Consider the following 15,944-nt stretch of genomic DNA (forward strand, 5'->3'; position numbering starts at 1 on the left):
ATCTAAAAGAAATGGAAAATTTATAAAGAAAGTTTAAACAAACTTTATAATTTTTATATCCGGTTGCACATGGTCTGGGAATGTGATACATTGAAAAAGTCTTGATCCTGCATTCTGCGGGATCTGTTCACGCATCGTTTCGATGCAGAAATCCATTTTATTTTATCGAAAAAACACTGATCATGCACCATTTGCCGGGGAGGGATGCCTTTGTCTGTGGAAAAGTAAGTTTCTGTAAAAAAAACATGTGTATAAGAAATGCCAGATCAGGCAGAAATGAGGAAGAGCCATGAAAAACAGAATATGGAAACAGATGAAGAAAGTCGGAATTGTGACAGTGCTGACAGGAGTCATGTTGGGAGGAACAATAGAACCGAAGCTGATCCTGGGAGCAGATTTTTTGCCGGGACAGGTACCGTTTATCGATCAGAGTGTGTTCTGGAAAGATAGAGAATCCGGACAGGCGGAGCTTGGGATCCGGATCCGCGGATTGAATGAATGGCTGTCCGGGAGAAGGTTTTCGGAGGATAAGGAGAAAAATGAGAAGTGGGACGATGAACTTCAGGAGATTGAAGATCCATCGGTGGAGCAGGAAGAAGAGACAGAACAGAAGCTGCCAGAGGATGATTGGCAGCAGGAAGAAGAGACAGAACAGGAGCAGCCGGAGGATGACTGGCAGAAGAAAGAAGAGGCAGAACAGGAACTGCCGGAGGATGACTGGCAGAAGAAAGAAGAGACAGAACAGGAACTGCCGGAGGATGACTGGCAGAAGAAAGAAGAAACAGAACAGGAACTGCCGGTGAATAAGGTTGTGGAAGGAATCGGAATAGAAATGGAGGAAGGATATGAGCACGTGGAGCAGCTGGCATCCGGGGAAACAGTACAGCCGGAGGATGAAGAGCAGGAGAAAACGGGTCCGCTCACACCGGAAGGAACGGCGTCCGGAGAAGAAAATGTAGGTGACGAAGAGGAATATGAGTCTGAGGAGATTCAAAAACTGACGCTGGTTACGTATATTTCCGAGTATTTTGTTCCGGAAACGGACTCTGTCCCGAAAAATATGGCTGCACAGCAGATTTCTGTAAGGAGCCAGAGTGGTGAAGCTACAGAGATCACAAAGCTGAAAATCATGCTGAACGTGGAACAGGACGGGCAGGATGAGATCTTTTTCCGGATCCCGCTGATCCTGCGTCAGGAATACCGTTTTCCGGCAGAGAAAAGCAGTTATCCTGTGACTCAGGAGGAACCGCTTCAGAAGGACTGTACCGGTGCGGGAACCTTTCTCCTGACAGAAGAAAACGGGGAAGAGCTGGTGATCGCAGAGGGGATCGCGCCTATGCTGGACGTGGAGGCTGCAGAGGCTGATATGGAATTGTCGGTAACTGCACAGAATGGAAAAATGAAAGCAGGGCAGACCATCCGTTATCAGGTGGAGATCGCTAATACCGGAAAACTGGATCTTGCAGATATCCGTCTGACCAGTAGCCTTTCCTGCCCTAAGATCCGGCAGATGTGGGAAGATGCAGAAGGCCTTCTGACAGAAGGGGCAGTGGCGGAATTTGCGGAATTAAAAGCCGGAGAGAGCAGGAGCTTTTATGTACAGGCGCCGCTTCTGGATGAACAGGAAAAAGATCTGGAGCACCAGGTGGAAGCAGAGGCCAGGGTAAAGGGCAGAGCAGCGGAGGTGATCCGGAAGAACGCCACCACTATAAATAGTCTGGAGGCACTGAAGGCGGATCTTTCTGTAAAGAAAACTGCAGACAAAGAAACCGCTGCACCGGGTGAGACTGTGACCTATCAGATCTGTATCGTGAATACCGGTGAAAAAACGCTTCATTCGGTTGTGGGAACGGAGCGCTTTCAGGCGGCTGGGATCCATGCACAGTTTCTGGAGCAGGAAGGTGTAACGCTCAACAGCAGCCGTACAAAGGCAATGATCCAACAGATCCCGCCGGGAGAGGCAGTTTCTCTTCAGGCCGTGGTGAAGATCCCGGAAAGAACAGCGGATCAGAAGCTTTTTAACCAGGTGACGGTCACAAGCCAGGAAACTGGAGAGCGATTGATGGAGGCCTCCGCTTCTGTCATAGTAAAAGGAAAGATAACCGTTACGCCGGAAGAAAGGCTTTTTGTGCAAAGTGATGACCAGGATCCGGCTTCCGGTCAGACACAGATGGCAAGAGCAGCGTCCACACATCCGAAGACAGAAGATGATACAAGGACGGATCTGTGGACTCTTCTGGCAGTGACAGCCTTGGTGACTGTGCTGGGCGGTATCTGGCTCCGGAAAAAATATGCGGATATTTATGAGAAAAGCTGATGTTACTGAGAACGGAGTGAACGGTAACAAGCTGACATTTTACAAGGCGGCCGTGCCTCAAAGAAACGTTGAAAACAGGGGGGAGGTGTGCTATTCTATATGGTATGTACAGAAAACAAAAATAGTATATTTCCCGCCTCCGGTGTGCTGCCCGTCAGAACGGAAAAAGGGAAAATGGAGGAGAAAAATGAATCTTTTATCCTTATTGGAACATCTTGAATACAAATGCCTTCAGGGAAGTACAGAGCAGGAGGTTTCTTCTGTTGTATATGATTCCCGCAAAGTAGAAGAAGGGAGCCTTTTTATCTGCATCAGAGGTGCGGTCGTGGATGGACATAAATTTATACCTGATGTTGTGGCAAAGGGTGCGAAGACACTCATCGTGGAAGAAGCGGTGGAGGTACCGGAGGATGTGACAGTGATCCAGGTAGAGGATACCCGTTACGCCATGGCCTTTATTTCAGCAGCATGGTTCGGACATCCGGCAGAAAAGCTCAAAACCATCGGTATTACCGGAACCAAAGGAAAAACAACTACAACCTATATGGTGAAATCGATCCTTGAAAATGCCGGATATAAGGTTGGTTTGATCGGAACCATCGAGGCTGTTATCGGGGAGAAGCATATCCCGGCAGCCAACACGACACCGGAATCCTATATGGTACAGAAATATTTTCATGATATGGTAGAAGCAGGCTGCGATGCGGTCGTTATGGAGGTTTCCTCACAGGGACTGATGCTTCACAGGACTCAGGGATTTGTGTTTGATTTTGGAATTTTCACAAATATTGAACCGGATCATATCGGACCGAATGAGCACAAGGACTTTGATGATTATCTGCACTGCAAATCCATGCTTCTCAGGCAGTGCAAGGTTGGTATCGTAAATCGTGACGATGAACACTTTGACCGCATTATCGAAGGCCATACCTGTAAACTTGAAACCTATGGATTTTCCGAAAAAGCAGATCTCCGTGCAGAGGACGCCAGACTCGTTGGAAGAAAGGGCTATCTGGGAATTTCCTATCATGTTAAGGGACTTATGGATTTTCCTGTGGAGATTGATATTCCAGGTAAGTTCAGCATTTACAATTCTCTGACTGCCATTGCCATCTGCCGTCATTTTAAAGTATCCGAGGAGAATATCATCAAAGCTCTGAAGGTGGCCAGGGTCAAAGGCCGTATTGAGATGATCAAGGTATCTGACGAATTTACGTTGATGATTGATTATGCACATAATGCCATGGCGCTGGAGAGTCTTCTCGGAACACTGAAGGAATATGACCCGCACAGACTGGTATGCCTGTTTGGCTGTGGCGGAAACCGTTCCAAGCTGCGTCGTTATGAGATGGGTGAGGTTTCAGGAAAGATGGCAGATCTGACAATCATCACTTCGGATAATCCGCGAGATGAGGATCCACAGGCCATCATTGATGACATCAAGATCGGAATGGCAAAAACAGACGGAAAATATGTAGAGATCCCGGATCGTAAAGAGGCGATCGCCTATGCGATCCATCATGGTGAGCCGGGAGATATCATCGTCCTTGCCGGAAAGGGCCATGAGGATTACCAGGAGATCAAGGGAAAGAAATATCCCATGGATGAGCGCGTACTGATCCGGGAGATCCTGGAAGAAGATCAGAAAGCGTAAATGGATGATCTATGCAGATGTGATCATTGATATTTCTCATGAAAAGCTGGACCGGGATTTTCAGTATCGTGTACCTGAGGAACTGGTGCAGGCAATAAAACCCGGAGTTGTGGTCACAGTGCCCTTCGGAAAGGGAAATACCCTTCGGAAAGGCTATGTGACCGGAATCTCCGGAACGGCAAAATATGATGCGTCAAAGATCAAGGAGATCCGGGGAGTGTCCACAGACAGTGAGACAACAGAATCCCGGCTGATCGCACTTGCGGCCTGGATGAAGGAGACCTATGGTTCCACCATGATCCAGGCACTGAAAACAGTTCTGCCTGTAAAAGACAAGGTCCGTGCAAAAGAGAAAAGGCTGATTTTTTTTACAGGAAAAAAGGAAGAGGGTCAGGCACTTCTTGGCAAGCTGGAAGGCAGCCGCTTTAAAGCACGTGAGCGGTTTCTTCGGGCAATCCTGGAAGCCGGGAGCCTGGATTATACTTATGCCTCCAAAGAACTTGGAGCCGGCATTTCCGTTCTTGATTTTTTTGAAAAAAAAGGTCTGATAACCATTGAAAGTCAGGAAATGTATCGCATTCCCGAGGGGCTCGGCCTGGTGAAGGAGAACATGGAACTGAGTCTGAACCAGGAACAGCTTTTGGCAGCAGAGCAGATCTTTCGGGAATGGCAGGAGCCGGACCCAAGGCCTGCACTTCTTTTCGGAGTGACCGGAAGCGGAAAGACCCAAGTTTATATGCGCTTGATCCAGAAGGTACTGGAGAAGGGAAAACAGGCGATCGTGCTGATTCCTGAGATCGCGCTTACTTATCAGACAGTCAGGCGCTTTTATGCCGTGTTCGGAGATAAGGTTTCGGTTCTGAACTCCAGACTTTCCCAGGGAGAACGCTATGATCAGTTCAAAAGAGCAAAACGTGGTGAGATCCAGGTGATGGTAGGACCCAGATCCGCACTGTTCACACCGTTTTCAGATCTGGGACTGATCGTTATCGACGAAGAGCATGAACCCACCTACAAAAGTGAGAATACGCCAAGGTACCATGCACGTGAGACTGCCATTGAGAGGGCGCGGATGGAACATGCCCGCGTGGTCATGGGATCAGCCACTCCGTCATTGGAAGCCTACAGTCATGCCTGTGACGGAGAATATCTTCTGGTAAAGTTAAATGCACGTTATGAGGAAAGACCGCTTCCACAGGTATCAATCGTGGATCTTCGGGAAGAATTAAAGAAAGGGAACCGCTCGGTGCTGAGTCTGGAGCTGAAGAAGGATCTGGAGCAGGTACTTGAAAGAAGAGAACAGGCCATGCTGTTTCTGAACCGGAGAGGATATGCGGGCTTTGTTTCCTGCAGAGCCTGCGGTCACGTTATGAAATGTCCCCACTGTGATGTATCTCTAAGTGAACACAATGGCAATCGTCTGATCTGTCATTACTGCGGCTATGAGACTGTGAAACCGGAAATCTGTCCGTCCTGTGGTTCACCGCACATTGGTGGATTTAAGGCAGGAACCCAGCAGATCGAGAAGGTCATTGAAAAAGAATTCCCGAAAGCCAGGGTACTTCGAATGGATTTTGATACCACAAGGACCAAGGACAGCTATGAGAAGATCCTGGCTTCTTTTGCAAAGCATGAGGCAGATATTCTGGTGGGGACCCAGATGATCGTCAAGGGACATGATTTTCCGAATGTGACCCTGGTAGGAGTGATCGCAGCAGATCTTTCGCTGAATATGGATGACTATCACTGCGGGGAGCGTACATTCCAGCTTCTGACTCAGGCAGTTGGACGTTCCGGCAGAGGGAACCACCCGGGGCAGGCGGTGATCCAGACATATCAGCCGGAGCATTACAGTATCCAGGCTGCGGCTATTCAGGATTATGAGAAATTTTATAAAGAAGAAATGGGGTATCGGATGCTTCTGGACTATCCGCCGGCAGCCCATATGATGACTGTTTTTGGCGCCTGCCAGGATGAAGAACTTCTGAAAAATGCCATGTATTATATAGAAGTTTTTATCCGCAGGGTAAGTCCGAAGGAAGAGCTTCACATGATCGGACCTGCAGCTGCATCGGTAGGTAAGGTAAAGGATGTTTATCGTCAGGTGATCCATCTGAAGCACAGGGATATCTGTTTTCTCACAGCAGTCAGAGAGAAGCTGGAGAAATATATAGAGATAAATTCCGGATTCCGGAAAATATACATTCAATTTGATATGAATTAAAGGAGAAGAAAAATGGCACTTAGAACAATCCGTGTACAGGGGGATTCTGTACTGACAAAAAAATCCCGGACAGTAGACAAAATGACACCGAGGATCGGGGAACTGATCACAGATATGCTGGATACTATGTATGATGCAATGGGTGTTGGCCTCGCCGCACCACAGGTAGGAATCCTGAAACGTATCGTTGTCATCGATGTAGGTGAGGGCCCGATCGTGCTGATCAATCCGGAGATCCTTGAGACAAGCGGCGAGCAGACCGGTGACGAGGGATGCCTGAGCGTTCCGGGAATGGCAGGACAGGTAACACGTCCGAACTATGTGAAGGTAAAAGCACTTGATGTAAATATGAACGAACAGATCTACGAGGGAGAGGGCCTTCTGGCAAGAGCGTTCTGTCATGAGATTGACCATCTGGATGGAAAAATGTATACAGAACTTGTGGAGGGAGAACTTCACAAGGTAACTTATGATGAAGAAGACTAAAGGCGGGATACTATGAAGATTATTTATATGGGAACTCCGGACTTTGCGGTGGCGCCTCTTGCAGCACTGGCAGAGAACGGATATGAAGTGGAGGCTGTGATCACACAGCCGGACAAACCGAAGGGCAGAGGCAAAACTATGATGCCTACTCCTGTAAAAGAAGAAGCACTGAAACACGGGATCCCGGTACTGCAGCCGGTGAAGGTAAGAAATCCTGAATTTGTGGAAGAACTGAAAAATCTTGCACCGGACATCATCATTGTTGCGGCATTCGGGCAGATCATTCCAAAGAGTATCCTGGATATGCCGAGATTCGGATGTATCAATATCCATGCGTCTCTGCTTCCTAAATATCGTGGAGCTGCACCGATCCAGCAGGCGGTGATCGACGGTGAAAAAGAATCCGGCGTTACCATTATGCAGATGGGAACCGGTCTGGATACCGGTGATATGATTTCCAGGATCGTGGTTCCGCTTGCCAAAGATGAGACAGGTGGAAGCTTGTTTGATAAGCTCGCACAGGCAGGTGCAGAGCTTCTGGTACAGACTTTACCGTCCATTTTTGACGGAACTGCAACCCGCGAGAAACAGCCGGAGGAGAGTCCGACACCATATGCTGCCATGATCTCCAAAAAAATGGGACTTCTGGACTTCAGCAAAAATGCGGAAGAACTGGAGCGTCTGGTAAGAGGCCTTGATCCATGGCCAAGCGCTTTTACCTTTATCAATGGAAAAACATTGAAGGTCTGGAAGAGCTCTGTTCTGGAAAAACAGGCACAGGAAGCACCTGGAACTGTGATAGCCGCTGACAAAGGAGGAATCCAGGTGGCATGCGGCCAGAAGGTACTCGTGCTCCATGAAGTGCAGCTGGAAGGCAAAAAACGCATGGAAGCGGATGCGTTCCTCCGGGGATATCAGTTGAAACCAGGAGACATGTTCAGAGATTCCAGGGAGTGATGAGTTATGTACGGATATGGTTATTACGGATGGGGAATGGACCCCACGATTCTTTTACTTGTGATCGGAATGCTTCTTTCTCTTGCGGCATCCGCAAAGTTGCGCAGTACCTTTGCAGTCTATAAAAAGGTACGGAGTCATTCTGGCATCACCGGTGCGGAAGCTGCACAGAGAATCCTGAGAGCAGCAGGGATCACAGACGTACAGGTGGTTCCGATCCGCGGAAGTCTTACGGATCACTATGATCCGAGAACGAAAACGGTTTCCCTTTCAGAAGATATTTATGGAAGAAATTCTCTGGCGGCTGTGGGGGTGGCAGCACATGAATGTGGCCATGCGATCCAGGATGCAATCAATTATGCACCACTGAATATCCGTTCAGCCATTGTACCTGCCGCAAATATTGGTTCCCAGCTTTCGTGGCCGCTGTTTATCGCAGGGCTGATCTTTTCCATTGATCCGCTGGTAACTCTGGGAATTGTTTTGTTTTCACTGGCAGTACTGTTTCAGCTGGTGACACTTCCGGTTGAGATCAATGCGTCTTCCAGAGCGCTTAAAATGCTGGAAAGTACAGGTATCTTAGGTGTAGATGAAAAAAAGGGTGCAAGAAAAGTACTTACAGCGGCAGCGCTTACCTATGTGGCAGCTCTGGCGGCATCCATTCTGCAGCTTCTGAGACTGATTATCCTTGCAGGAGGTAGAGATCGTGATTAGCAGCGGAGTAAATACCAGAGAACTGATTCTTGAGATCCTGTTACAGATCGAGGAGGAGGGGGAGCACAGCCATATTGCGATTCGGAATGCGCTTTCCAAATATCAGTTTCTTCCGAAACAGGAACGTAGCTTTATTACAAGAGTATGTGAGGGAACCCTGGAATACAGGATCTATATTGATTATGTCATCGATTCTTTTTCCAAGGTTTCTGTAAACAAGATGAAACCGCAGATCCGCGAGATCCTGAGAAGTGCGGTATATCAGCTGAAATTTATGGACAGTGTTCCGGACAGTGCAGTATGCAATGAAGCGGTAAAGCTGGCACAGCGAAAAGGCTTTTATAATCTAAAACCCTTTGTCAACGGGGTGCTCCGTACGATCGCAAGAGAGATCGGTGATCTGGAGCTTCCTTCCAGGGAAGAAAACGAAGTCCGTTATCTTTCCGTGAAATATTCCATGCCGGAATATCTGGTAGAAAAATGGAAAGCAGCCTACGGAGTGAAGACTACGGAGAGGATCCTGGAGGATTTTCTGACAGAAAGACCGATCACAGTACGGTGCCGTACTCATAAGGCGTCTCTGAGAGAAATCGTCACCAGTCTGAAGTCTCAGGGAGTGACAGTAGAACAGGCTCCTTATCTTCCCTATGCACTGAAGATTTCCGATTACAATCATATTCTGACACTAGAGACATTCCTTCAGGGAAAGATCCTGGTGCAGGATGTAAGCTCTATGCTTGTAGCGGAAGCTGCAAGTCCGAAAAAAGGCGACCATATCATCGACATGTGCGCTGCGCCAGGTGGAAAAAGCATCCATGCGGCAGACAAAATGGGGGATTACGGAAATGTGGATGCCAGAGATGTAAGTCAGTATAAGGCAGATCTTATCGAAGAAAACATCCACAGGACCGGAGTGATCAACGTGGAAGCCAGAGTTCAAGATGCAACGGTATATGATCCGGATTCCGAACAGGCTGCGGATATTGTGATCGCGGATGTACCGTGCTCCGGTTATGGTGTTATCGGCAAGAAACCGGAAATCAAATACCGGGCAACTCCGCAGAAACAGGAAGAGATCGTAATGCTCCAGAGAATGATCCTGGATAAGGCTGCAAAGTATGTGAAACCGGATGGAACGCTGATCTTCAGCACATGTACCATTGCCCGGGAAGAAAACGAAGAAAATGTATTATGGTTTTTAAAGAACTATCCGTACCGGCTGGAAAGCCTGGATCCGTATATTCCGGAGGAACTGCACTGTAAATCCACGAAGCTTGGCTATCTGCAGCTTCTGCCGGGAATACATAAGACGGATGGATTCTTTATTGCCAGATTCAGAAGGAAATAACAGAAAATGACAGATGTAAAATCCATGACCATGGAGGAATTGAAGGAATTCATGACAAAGATCGGTGAAAAGCCTTTCAGGGCGAAACAGATCTATGCATGGCTTCACCAGCGGCTGGTTACCTCCTGGGATGAAATGACAAATCTTTCCAAAAGCCTCAGGGAAAAGCTTTCGGCTTATCCGATCACAGCGCTGACCCAGGCAGATGTAAGAATCTCAAAAATTGACGGAACCAGAAAATATCTGTTTCGGCTGGAAGATGGAAATGTGATCGAGAGTGTTCTCATGCGGTATCACCACGGAAATTCTGTGTGCATTTCTTCTCAGGTGGGCTGCCGTATGGGATGCAGATTCTGTGCATCTACCATCGGAGGACTGACCAGATGCCTGAAGCCGTCCGAGATGCTGGATCAGATCTACCGTATCCAGGCAGATACCGGTGAACGTGTGGCCAATGTAGTTGTGATGGGAACCGGTGAGCCGATGGATAATTATGACAATCTTGTCCGTTTTGTCCGGATCCTTACCGACGAAAACGGTCTTGGGATCAGTCAGAGAAATGTGACGGTTTCTACCTGCGGGATCGTGCCGAAGATGTATGATCTGGCTGAAGAAAAGCTTCAGATCACTCTGGCACTTTCCCTTCATGCTCCAAATGATGAAAAACGACAGGAATTGATGCCGATCGCGAATAAGTATTCCATGGATGAGGTTCTGGATGCCTGCAGAAATTATTTTGATAAAACAGGCCGAAGGATCACCTTTGAGTACAGTCTTGTAGCCGGTGTCAACGACAGTGAAGAAGATGCGAGACAGCTGGCCGGCCGTATAAAAGGCATCAATTGCCATGTAAATCTGATTCCGGTCAACCCCATCAAGGAACGCTCCTATGTGAGGTCTACTCGACAGGCTGTGGAGAATTTCAAAATAAAACTTGAAAAATACGGAATTAATGTTACTATTAGAAGGGAAATGGGCAGCGATATCGACGGTGCCTGTGGACAGCTAAGAAAAAGTTACATGGAAAAAACAGAAAGCGAGAAGTGACATGAGGATATACTCAGCTACTGATGTAGGGCAGAAGCGTAAGATGAATCAGGATTACGTGTTTGTATCTGAAGGTCCGGTTGGGAATCTGCCTAATCTTTTCACAGTCGCGGACGGAATGGGCGGCCATAACGCCGGTGACTATGCATCCTCACATGCAGTACGGATCCTTGTGGATGAAATCCGTGAAGATGCGGATTACAATCCTGTGAAGGTTATTCGTCATGCGATCGAAGCTGCGAATACGGAGATCAGAAACCGTGCGCAGGAAGACGAAAACCTCCGGGGCATGGGAACCACTATGGTGGTGGCGACTATTGTAGATCAGTATGCCTATGTAGCCAATGTGGGTGACAGCCGTTTATATGTGATCCAGGACGGGATCCGCCAGGTTACCAGAGATCATTCTCTGGTACAGGAAATGGTGAGAATGGGCGAGATCAGCGAAGCGGAAGCACGGAATCATCCGGATAAGAACATCATTACAAGGGCACTTGGTGCAGAGAAAACGGTGGATGTGGATTTCTTTGATCTGAAACTTGAAAAAGGATGTACGATCCTGATGTGTTCAGACGGTCTCAGCAATATGGTTGAAGATGAGAAGATCCAGGAGATCATATCCGATCCGGAAGCAGATATTGATCAGAAGGGCAGTGCGCTCCTTCGGGAAGCAAATCAGAATGGTGGTAAGGATAATATTGCAGTCGTACTGGTAGAGCCATTCACGAATGAGGTGGAAGCATGTTGAAGACGGGAATGATCATAGCCGAGCGTTATGAGATCGTAGGAAAAATCGGAACTGGCGGAATGGCAGATGTCTATAAGGCTATGGACCATAAGCTGAACCGTTTTGTTGCAGTGAAGGTCCTGAAACCGGAGTTTCGGGAAGACACCACGTTTATAAAGAAATTCATAAGTGAGGCCCAGGCGGCAGCTGGTCTTACACATCCGAATATCGTTAATGTATTTGACGTAGGAGATGACGGCGGTGTTTATTACATTGTTATGGAACTGATCGAGGGTATCACTCTGAAGGAATACATCTCCAAGAAGGGGAAGCTTTCCATTAAAGAGGCCACAAGTATCGCAATCCAGGTTTCTATGGGGCTGGAGGCGGCACACAGCCATGGTATCGTTCACAGAGATGTGAAACCCCAGAATATCATTATCTCCACAGATGGTAAAGTAAAGGTGACAGACTTTGGAATTGCCAGAGCTGCATCTTCCAATACGATCAGCTCCAATGTAATGGGATCTGTACATTACAGCTCACCTGAGCAGGTGAGAGGCGGATATAGTGATGAGAAGAGCGATATCTATTCTCTCGGAATCACATTGTATGAGATGGTTACAGGAAGAGTTCCTTTTGACGGAGATACCACTGTGGCGATCGCTATCAAGCATCTGCAGGAAGAGATGGTCCCGCCAAGTGTGTATACACCGGATCTTCCGTACAGTTTGGAGCAGATCATTCTGAAATGTACACAGAAAAGTGTAGATCGTCGTTACAGCCGTATGGAGGATGTGATCGCGGACCTGAAACATTCCCTGATCGATCCCCAGGGCGATTTTGTAAAGCTTACTACAGTTGACAACGATGCCAAGACGGTTGTGATCTCAGAAGAAGAGCTTGGTGAGATCAAACATACACCGAAGCAGATCACAAAACCGGAGATCACTACACTTGAGGAAGAAAAATACGACGATAACGATTACGATGATGCAGAGGAAGAATACAGACCGAGATCCGAGCATAGATCCGGAAAGAAAAAGAAGCATCATGGTTCCGGAAGAGGCCTGACTATTGCGGCACTGATTGGCGGGGCAGTCCTTCTGATCGTTCTTGTGGTAGTGCTTGGACGTGCCGCAGGACTGTTTGGAACAGGCAGCAGCGGAACTGCAGACAGCAGCAAGGCAGAGGCGAAGCAGGAATCAGCAGCTGACGGGCTGGCAACCGTTCCTGATCTTGTAGGCAAAACAGAGGAAGAGGCCAAAACACTTGCAAACGATGCACATCTGGGTGTCCAGATGGCCGGTGAGGAGGCATCTGATCAGGAAAAAGGCAGGATCTCCCGTCAGAAGACAGCAGCGGGAACACAGGTTGAAGCCAATACAACTGTGAAATACTGGGTGAGCACCGGAACAGCGCAGGTTACGATCCCGGATCTGGATGGACGTACAGGAATTGATGCACAGCAGACTCTGGAAGATCTTGGACTTCAGGTAAATGTCCAGAAAGAATACAGTGACACAGATGACAACGGATATGCACTGGTAGATCCGGGATATGTTTACAATGTCGAGCCGGCAGCAGGTACTTCTGTGCAGGCAGGCTCTTCTGTAACACTGACAGTCAGTCGAGGGGTTGATTATGGCGATAATGCTGAGGTTCCGAGTGTTGTAGGAATGACCAAGGATGCTGCGCTTACTATTTTAGGTAAATTTATTGATATTCAGATAACAGAACAGCAGAGTACAGAAGCTGCAGGTACAGTTATCGCACAGGATCCGGAAGCCTATGCGGCAGCAGACCCGGATCAGCCGATCAGCATTACCATCAGCTCCGGTGACAAGGCTCCATCCACAGACAGCACAGCATCTGCAGATAGCACAGCATCCACAGACAGTACAGCATCTGCGGACAGCACAGTATCCACAACTACATCTACAGCAGATGTCAATGCAAACACAGGCTGGAAATGTACACAGACACTGGATACACCGTCTGGTTACAATGGAGGAGCAATTCGTCTGGAACTGATCCAGGACGTAAACGGTGAGCCTAAGGCATCCACTATCATTGACGGACAGAATATCAGCTTCCCGTATCAGCTTAATATCTCAGGTGCTGAGGGCATTACCTCAGGAACCATCTATCTCTATGAGGAGGTAGACGGGGATTATCAGCAGCTTGGAACCTACACGGTTACATTCAAGAAAGCTGAGTGATCATGCAGGGAAAGATAATCAAAGGTATTGCCGGATTCTACTACGTATATGCAGAAGACGGCAATACATATGAATGCAGAGCCAAGGGAATTTTCCGTAAGGATAAATTCAAGCCTCTGGTAGGTGACAATGTGGACATTACAGTTCTGGATGAAAAGGAACTGGAGGGAAGTGTGACGGAGATCCACAAGCGGAAGAATTCTCTGATCCGTCCGGCTGTGGCCAATGTCGATCAGGCACTGGTGATCTTTGCCATGGATAATCCGAAGCCGAACTTCATGCTTCTGGATCGTTTCCTCATTATGATGGAGAGGGAAGGTGTTCCGGCAGTCATCTGTTTTAACAAAAAAGATCTGGCAACAATGGAAGAGCTGGAATTTCTCTGTGAAACATACCAGAGCTGCGGCTATCAGGTAATCCTGTCAAGTGCCCTGAAGGGGGAAGGTCTTGCAGAGATTGAAGAGGTCCTGCAGGGAAAGACCACCGTTGTGGCCGGCCCTTCCGGCGTGGGGAAATCCTCTCTTACCAATTCTCTTCAGGAAGAAGTGGAGATGGAAACCGGTGAGATCAGCCGTAAGCTGAAACGGGGAAAACATACCACGCGCCATGCACAGATCATACCGGTGGCACAGGATACATTCCTTGTGGATACGCCGGGATTTTCCTCCTTATATATTGAAAATATGGAGGAGCAGGAACTGAAGGATTACTTTCCGGAGTTCCGAAGATATGAAGGACAGTGCCGCTTTCAGGGGTGCCGTCACATACATGAACCGGGCTGCGCCGTTAAGGAAGCCCTTGAGAACAATGAGATCAGCAGACTCCGATATGAAGATTATCTGGAGCTGCACCAGGAATTAAAAGAGAAAAGGAGATACTGAGTCATGGAATACCGATTGTGCCCGTCGATCTTATCAGCAGATTTTAACAGACTGGGAGAACAGATTAAAATTCTGGAAAAGGAAGGCGTTGAATATCTGCATATTGATGTTATGGATGGAGATTTTGTTCCCAGCATTTCTTTTGGAATGCCAGTGATCAAATCAATCCGGAAAGAATCCAACATGTTTTTCGACGTACATTTGATGGTAACAGAACCGGAAAGATATATCCGCGATTTTGTAGAATGCGGAGCAGATTCCATTACTGTACATGCGGAGGCATGTGAGGATCTGGAACGTACACTGGAGCAGATCAGGGCAGCAGGCGTAAAGGCGGCAGTTTCAATCAAGCCATCCACACCGGTAAATGACATCAGCCATCTTCTTGAAGATGTGGATATGGTGCTGATAATGACTGTTCAGCCAGGATTTGGCGGACAGAAATACATGGACGAATGCACGGAGAAGATCCAGGAGCTTCGTGAACTTATTGATGAGGAAGAGCTGGATGTTGATATCCAGGTAGATGGTGGCATCAATGATGATACACTGGAGACTGTTATGCGTGCAGGTGCAAACCTCATGGTTGCAGGTTCCTGGGTATTTAAGGGCGATGTGGCAGCCAATGTAAGACACATTACAGAAAAAATCCACAATATCAAAAAAGAGCTGGACTGAAAATGATCGATACAATAATAATCAGCGGGGGCAATATCCAGAATGGTTTTGCCCTCGATTTTTTAAAAAAAAGAATAGAAGAGAGCCGAGGAAAGAAAATCACTCTTGTTGCTGCAGATAAAGGGATGGAATGGTTTATGAAAAACCGGGAATTTATTCCGGATCTTGCAGTAGGGGATTTTGACAGTCTTTCCGAAGAAGGCAAAAAATACATGGAAAGCCTGAAGGGACCGGAGATCATCAGGCTGAAGCCTGAGAAGGATGATTCGGATACACAGTCTGCGGTAAATCAGATGATCCGCAGGGGTGCAAAGGATATCCTGATCCTGGGAGCTACCGGCACAAGGCTGGATCATGTGCTGGCGAATCTGGGACTGCTTTCCATGGGGAAAGAAAAGGGTGTCCACATTGCGATCGCAGATCAGTGGAATTATATTACACTTGCAGAAAGCGGAACCCTACTGCACAGAGAGGAGCAGTTTGGAAAATATGTTTCATTCTTTACTGTGGGAGGTGATGTGACAGGCCTCACTCTGAGGGGATTTAAGTATCCTCTGAACGGATATCATCTGACAGTAGAAGACAGTGGCCTGACCGTCAGTAATGAGATTTCGGAAGAAACCGCAGAGATTCTGTATGAAAGCGGGCAGCTTCTGATGATCATGTCCAGGGACTGACAGTAACAATAA

Annotated in this window: 13 protein-coding genes; all 13 read left to right on the forward strand. The window is 47.7% G+C overall.

Features of this window, described 5'->3' with window-relative positions; all coding sequences use genetic code 11:
• Positions 1-289: 289 nt before the first annotated feature.
• Positions 290-2,317 carry a DUF7507 domain-containing protein gene (locus EYS05_RS09315; protein WP_138277064.1) on the forward strand — a complete coding sequence of 676 codons (2,028 nt, stop codon included), beginning with the start codon at positions 290-292 and terminating at the stop codon, positions 2,315-2,317.
• Between the two features lie 187 nt (positions 2,318-2,504).
• Positions 2,505-3,971 carry a UDP-N-acetylmuramoyl-L-alanyl-D-glutamate--2,6-diaminopimelate ligase gene (locus tag EYS05_RS09320; RefSeq protein ID WP_118368826.1) on the forward strand — a complete coding sequence of 489 codons (1,467 nt, stop codon included), beginning with the start codon at positions 2,505-2,507 and terminating at the stop codon, positions 3,969-3,971.
• Between the two features lie 4 nt (positions 3,972-3,975).
• Positions 3,976-6,195: a replication restart helicase PriA gene (gene priA / locus EYS05_RS09325; RefSeq protein WP_138277065.1), complete on the forward strand. Its 2,220-nt coding sequence runs from the start codon at positions 3,976-3,978 to the stop codon at positions 6,193-6,195.
• 12 nt (positions 6,196-6,207) lie between these two features.
• Positions 6,208-6,681, forward strand: a complete 474-nt coding sequence (gene def / locus EYS05_RS09330; protein ID WP_021651614.1) for a peptide deformylase — start codon at positions 6,208-6,210, stop codon at positions 6,679-6,681.
• 12 nt (positions 6,682-6,693) lie between these two features.
• Positions 6,694-7,638: a methionyl-tRNA formyltransferase gene (gene fmt / locus EYS05_RS09335; RefSeq protein ID WP_138277066.1), complete on the forward strand. Its 945-nt coding sequence runs from the start codon at positions 6,694-6,696 to the stop codon at positions 7,636-7,638.
• A gap of 6 nt (positions 7,639-7,644) precedes the next feature.
• A complete protein-coding gene (locus EYS05_RS09340; protein ID WP_118512562.1) occupies positions 7,645-8,352 on the forward strand; it encodes a zinc metallopeptidase in 708 nt (235 codons plus the stop codon).
• On the forward strand, positions 8,348-9,700 hold the full coding sequence (rsmB, locus tag EYS05_RS09345) for a 16S rRNA (cytosine(967)-C(5))-methyltransferase RsmB (RefSeq protein ID WP_118608183.1): 1,353 nt from the start codon (positions 8,348-8,350) through the stop codon (positions 9,698-9,700). Before EYS05_RS09340 ends, rsmB begins: the two co-directional genes overlap by 5 nt.
• Before the next feature lie 6 nt (positions 9,701-9,706).
• Positions 9,707-10,747, forward strand: coding sequence for a 23S rRNA (adenine(2503)-C(2))-methyltransferase RlmN (gene rlmN, locus EYS05_RS09350; RefSeq protein WP_110102942.1), 1,041 nt, complete (start codon positions 9,707-9,709; stop codon positions 10,745-10,747).
• 1 nt (position 10,748) lies between these two features.
• Positions 10,749-11,495 (forward strand): Stp1/IreP family PP2C-type Ser/Thr phosphatase, encoded by a 747-nt coding sequence (locus tag EYS05_RS09355; RefSeq protein ID WP_118368808.1) that lies wholly within the window; start codon positions 10,749-10,751, stop codon positions 11,493-11,495.
• Positions 11,489-13,696: a Stk1 family PASTA domain-containing Ser/Thr kinase gene (pknB, locus tag EYS05_RS09360; protein ID WP_138277067.1), complete on the forward strand. Its 2,208-nt coding sequence runs from the start codon at positions 11,489-11,491 to the stop codon at positions 13,694-13,696. Before EYS05_RS09355 ends, pknB begins: the two co-directional genes overlap by 7 nt.
• A gap of 2 nt (positions 13,697-13,698) precedes the next feature.
• The gene (rsgA, locus tag EYS05_RS09365; RefSeq protein ID WP_118368806.1) at positions 13,699-14,577 is read left to right on the forward strand and encodes a ribosome small subunit-dependent GTPase A; all 879 of its coding nucleotides are present in this window, start codon (positions 13,699-13,701) and stop codon (positions 14,575-14,577) included.
• A gap of 3 nt (positions 14,578-14,580) precedes the next feature.
• A complete protein-coding gene (gene rpe, locus EYS05_RS09370) occupies positions 14,581-15,255 on the forward strand; it encodes a ribulose-phosphate 3-epimerase (protein ID WP_015526113.1) in 675 nt (224 codons plus the stop codon).
• Between the two features lie 2 nt (positions 15,256-15,257).
• Positions 15,258-15,932 (forward strand): thiamine diphosphokinase, encoded by a 675-nt coding sequence (locus tag EYS05_RS09375; RefSeq protein ID WP_138277068.1) that lies wholly within the window; start codon positions 15,258-15,260, stop codon positions 15,930-15,932.
• Positions 15,933-15,944: the final 12 nt, after the last annotated feature.

Origin of the sequence: Blautia sp. SC05B48 (genome assembly GCF_005848555.1) — a bacterium.
Lineage (GTDB): Bacteria > Bacillota > Clostridia > Lachnospirales > Lachnospiraceae > Blautia_A.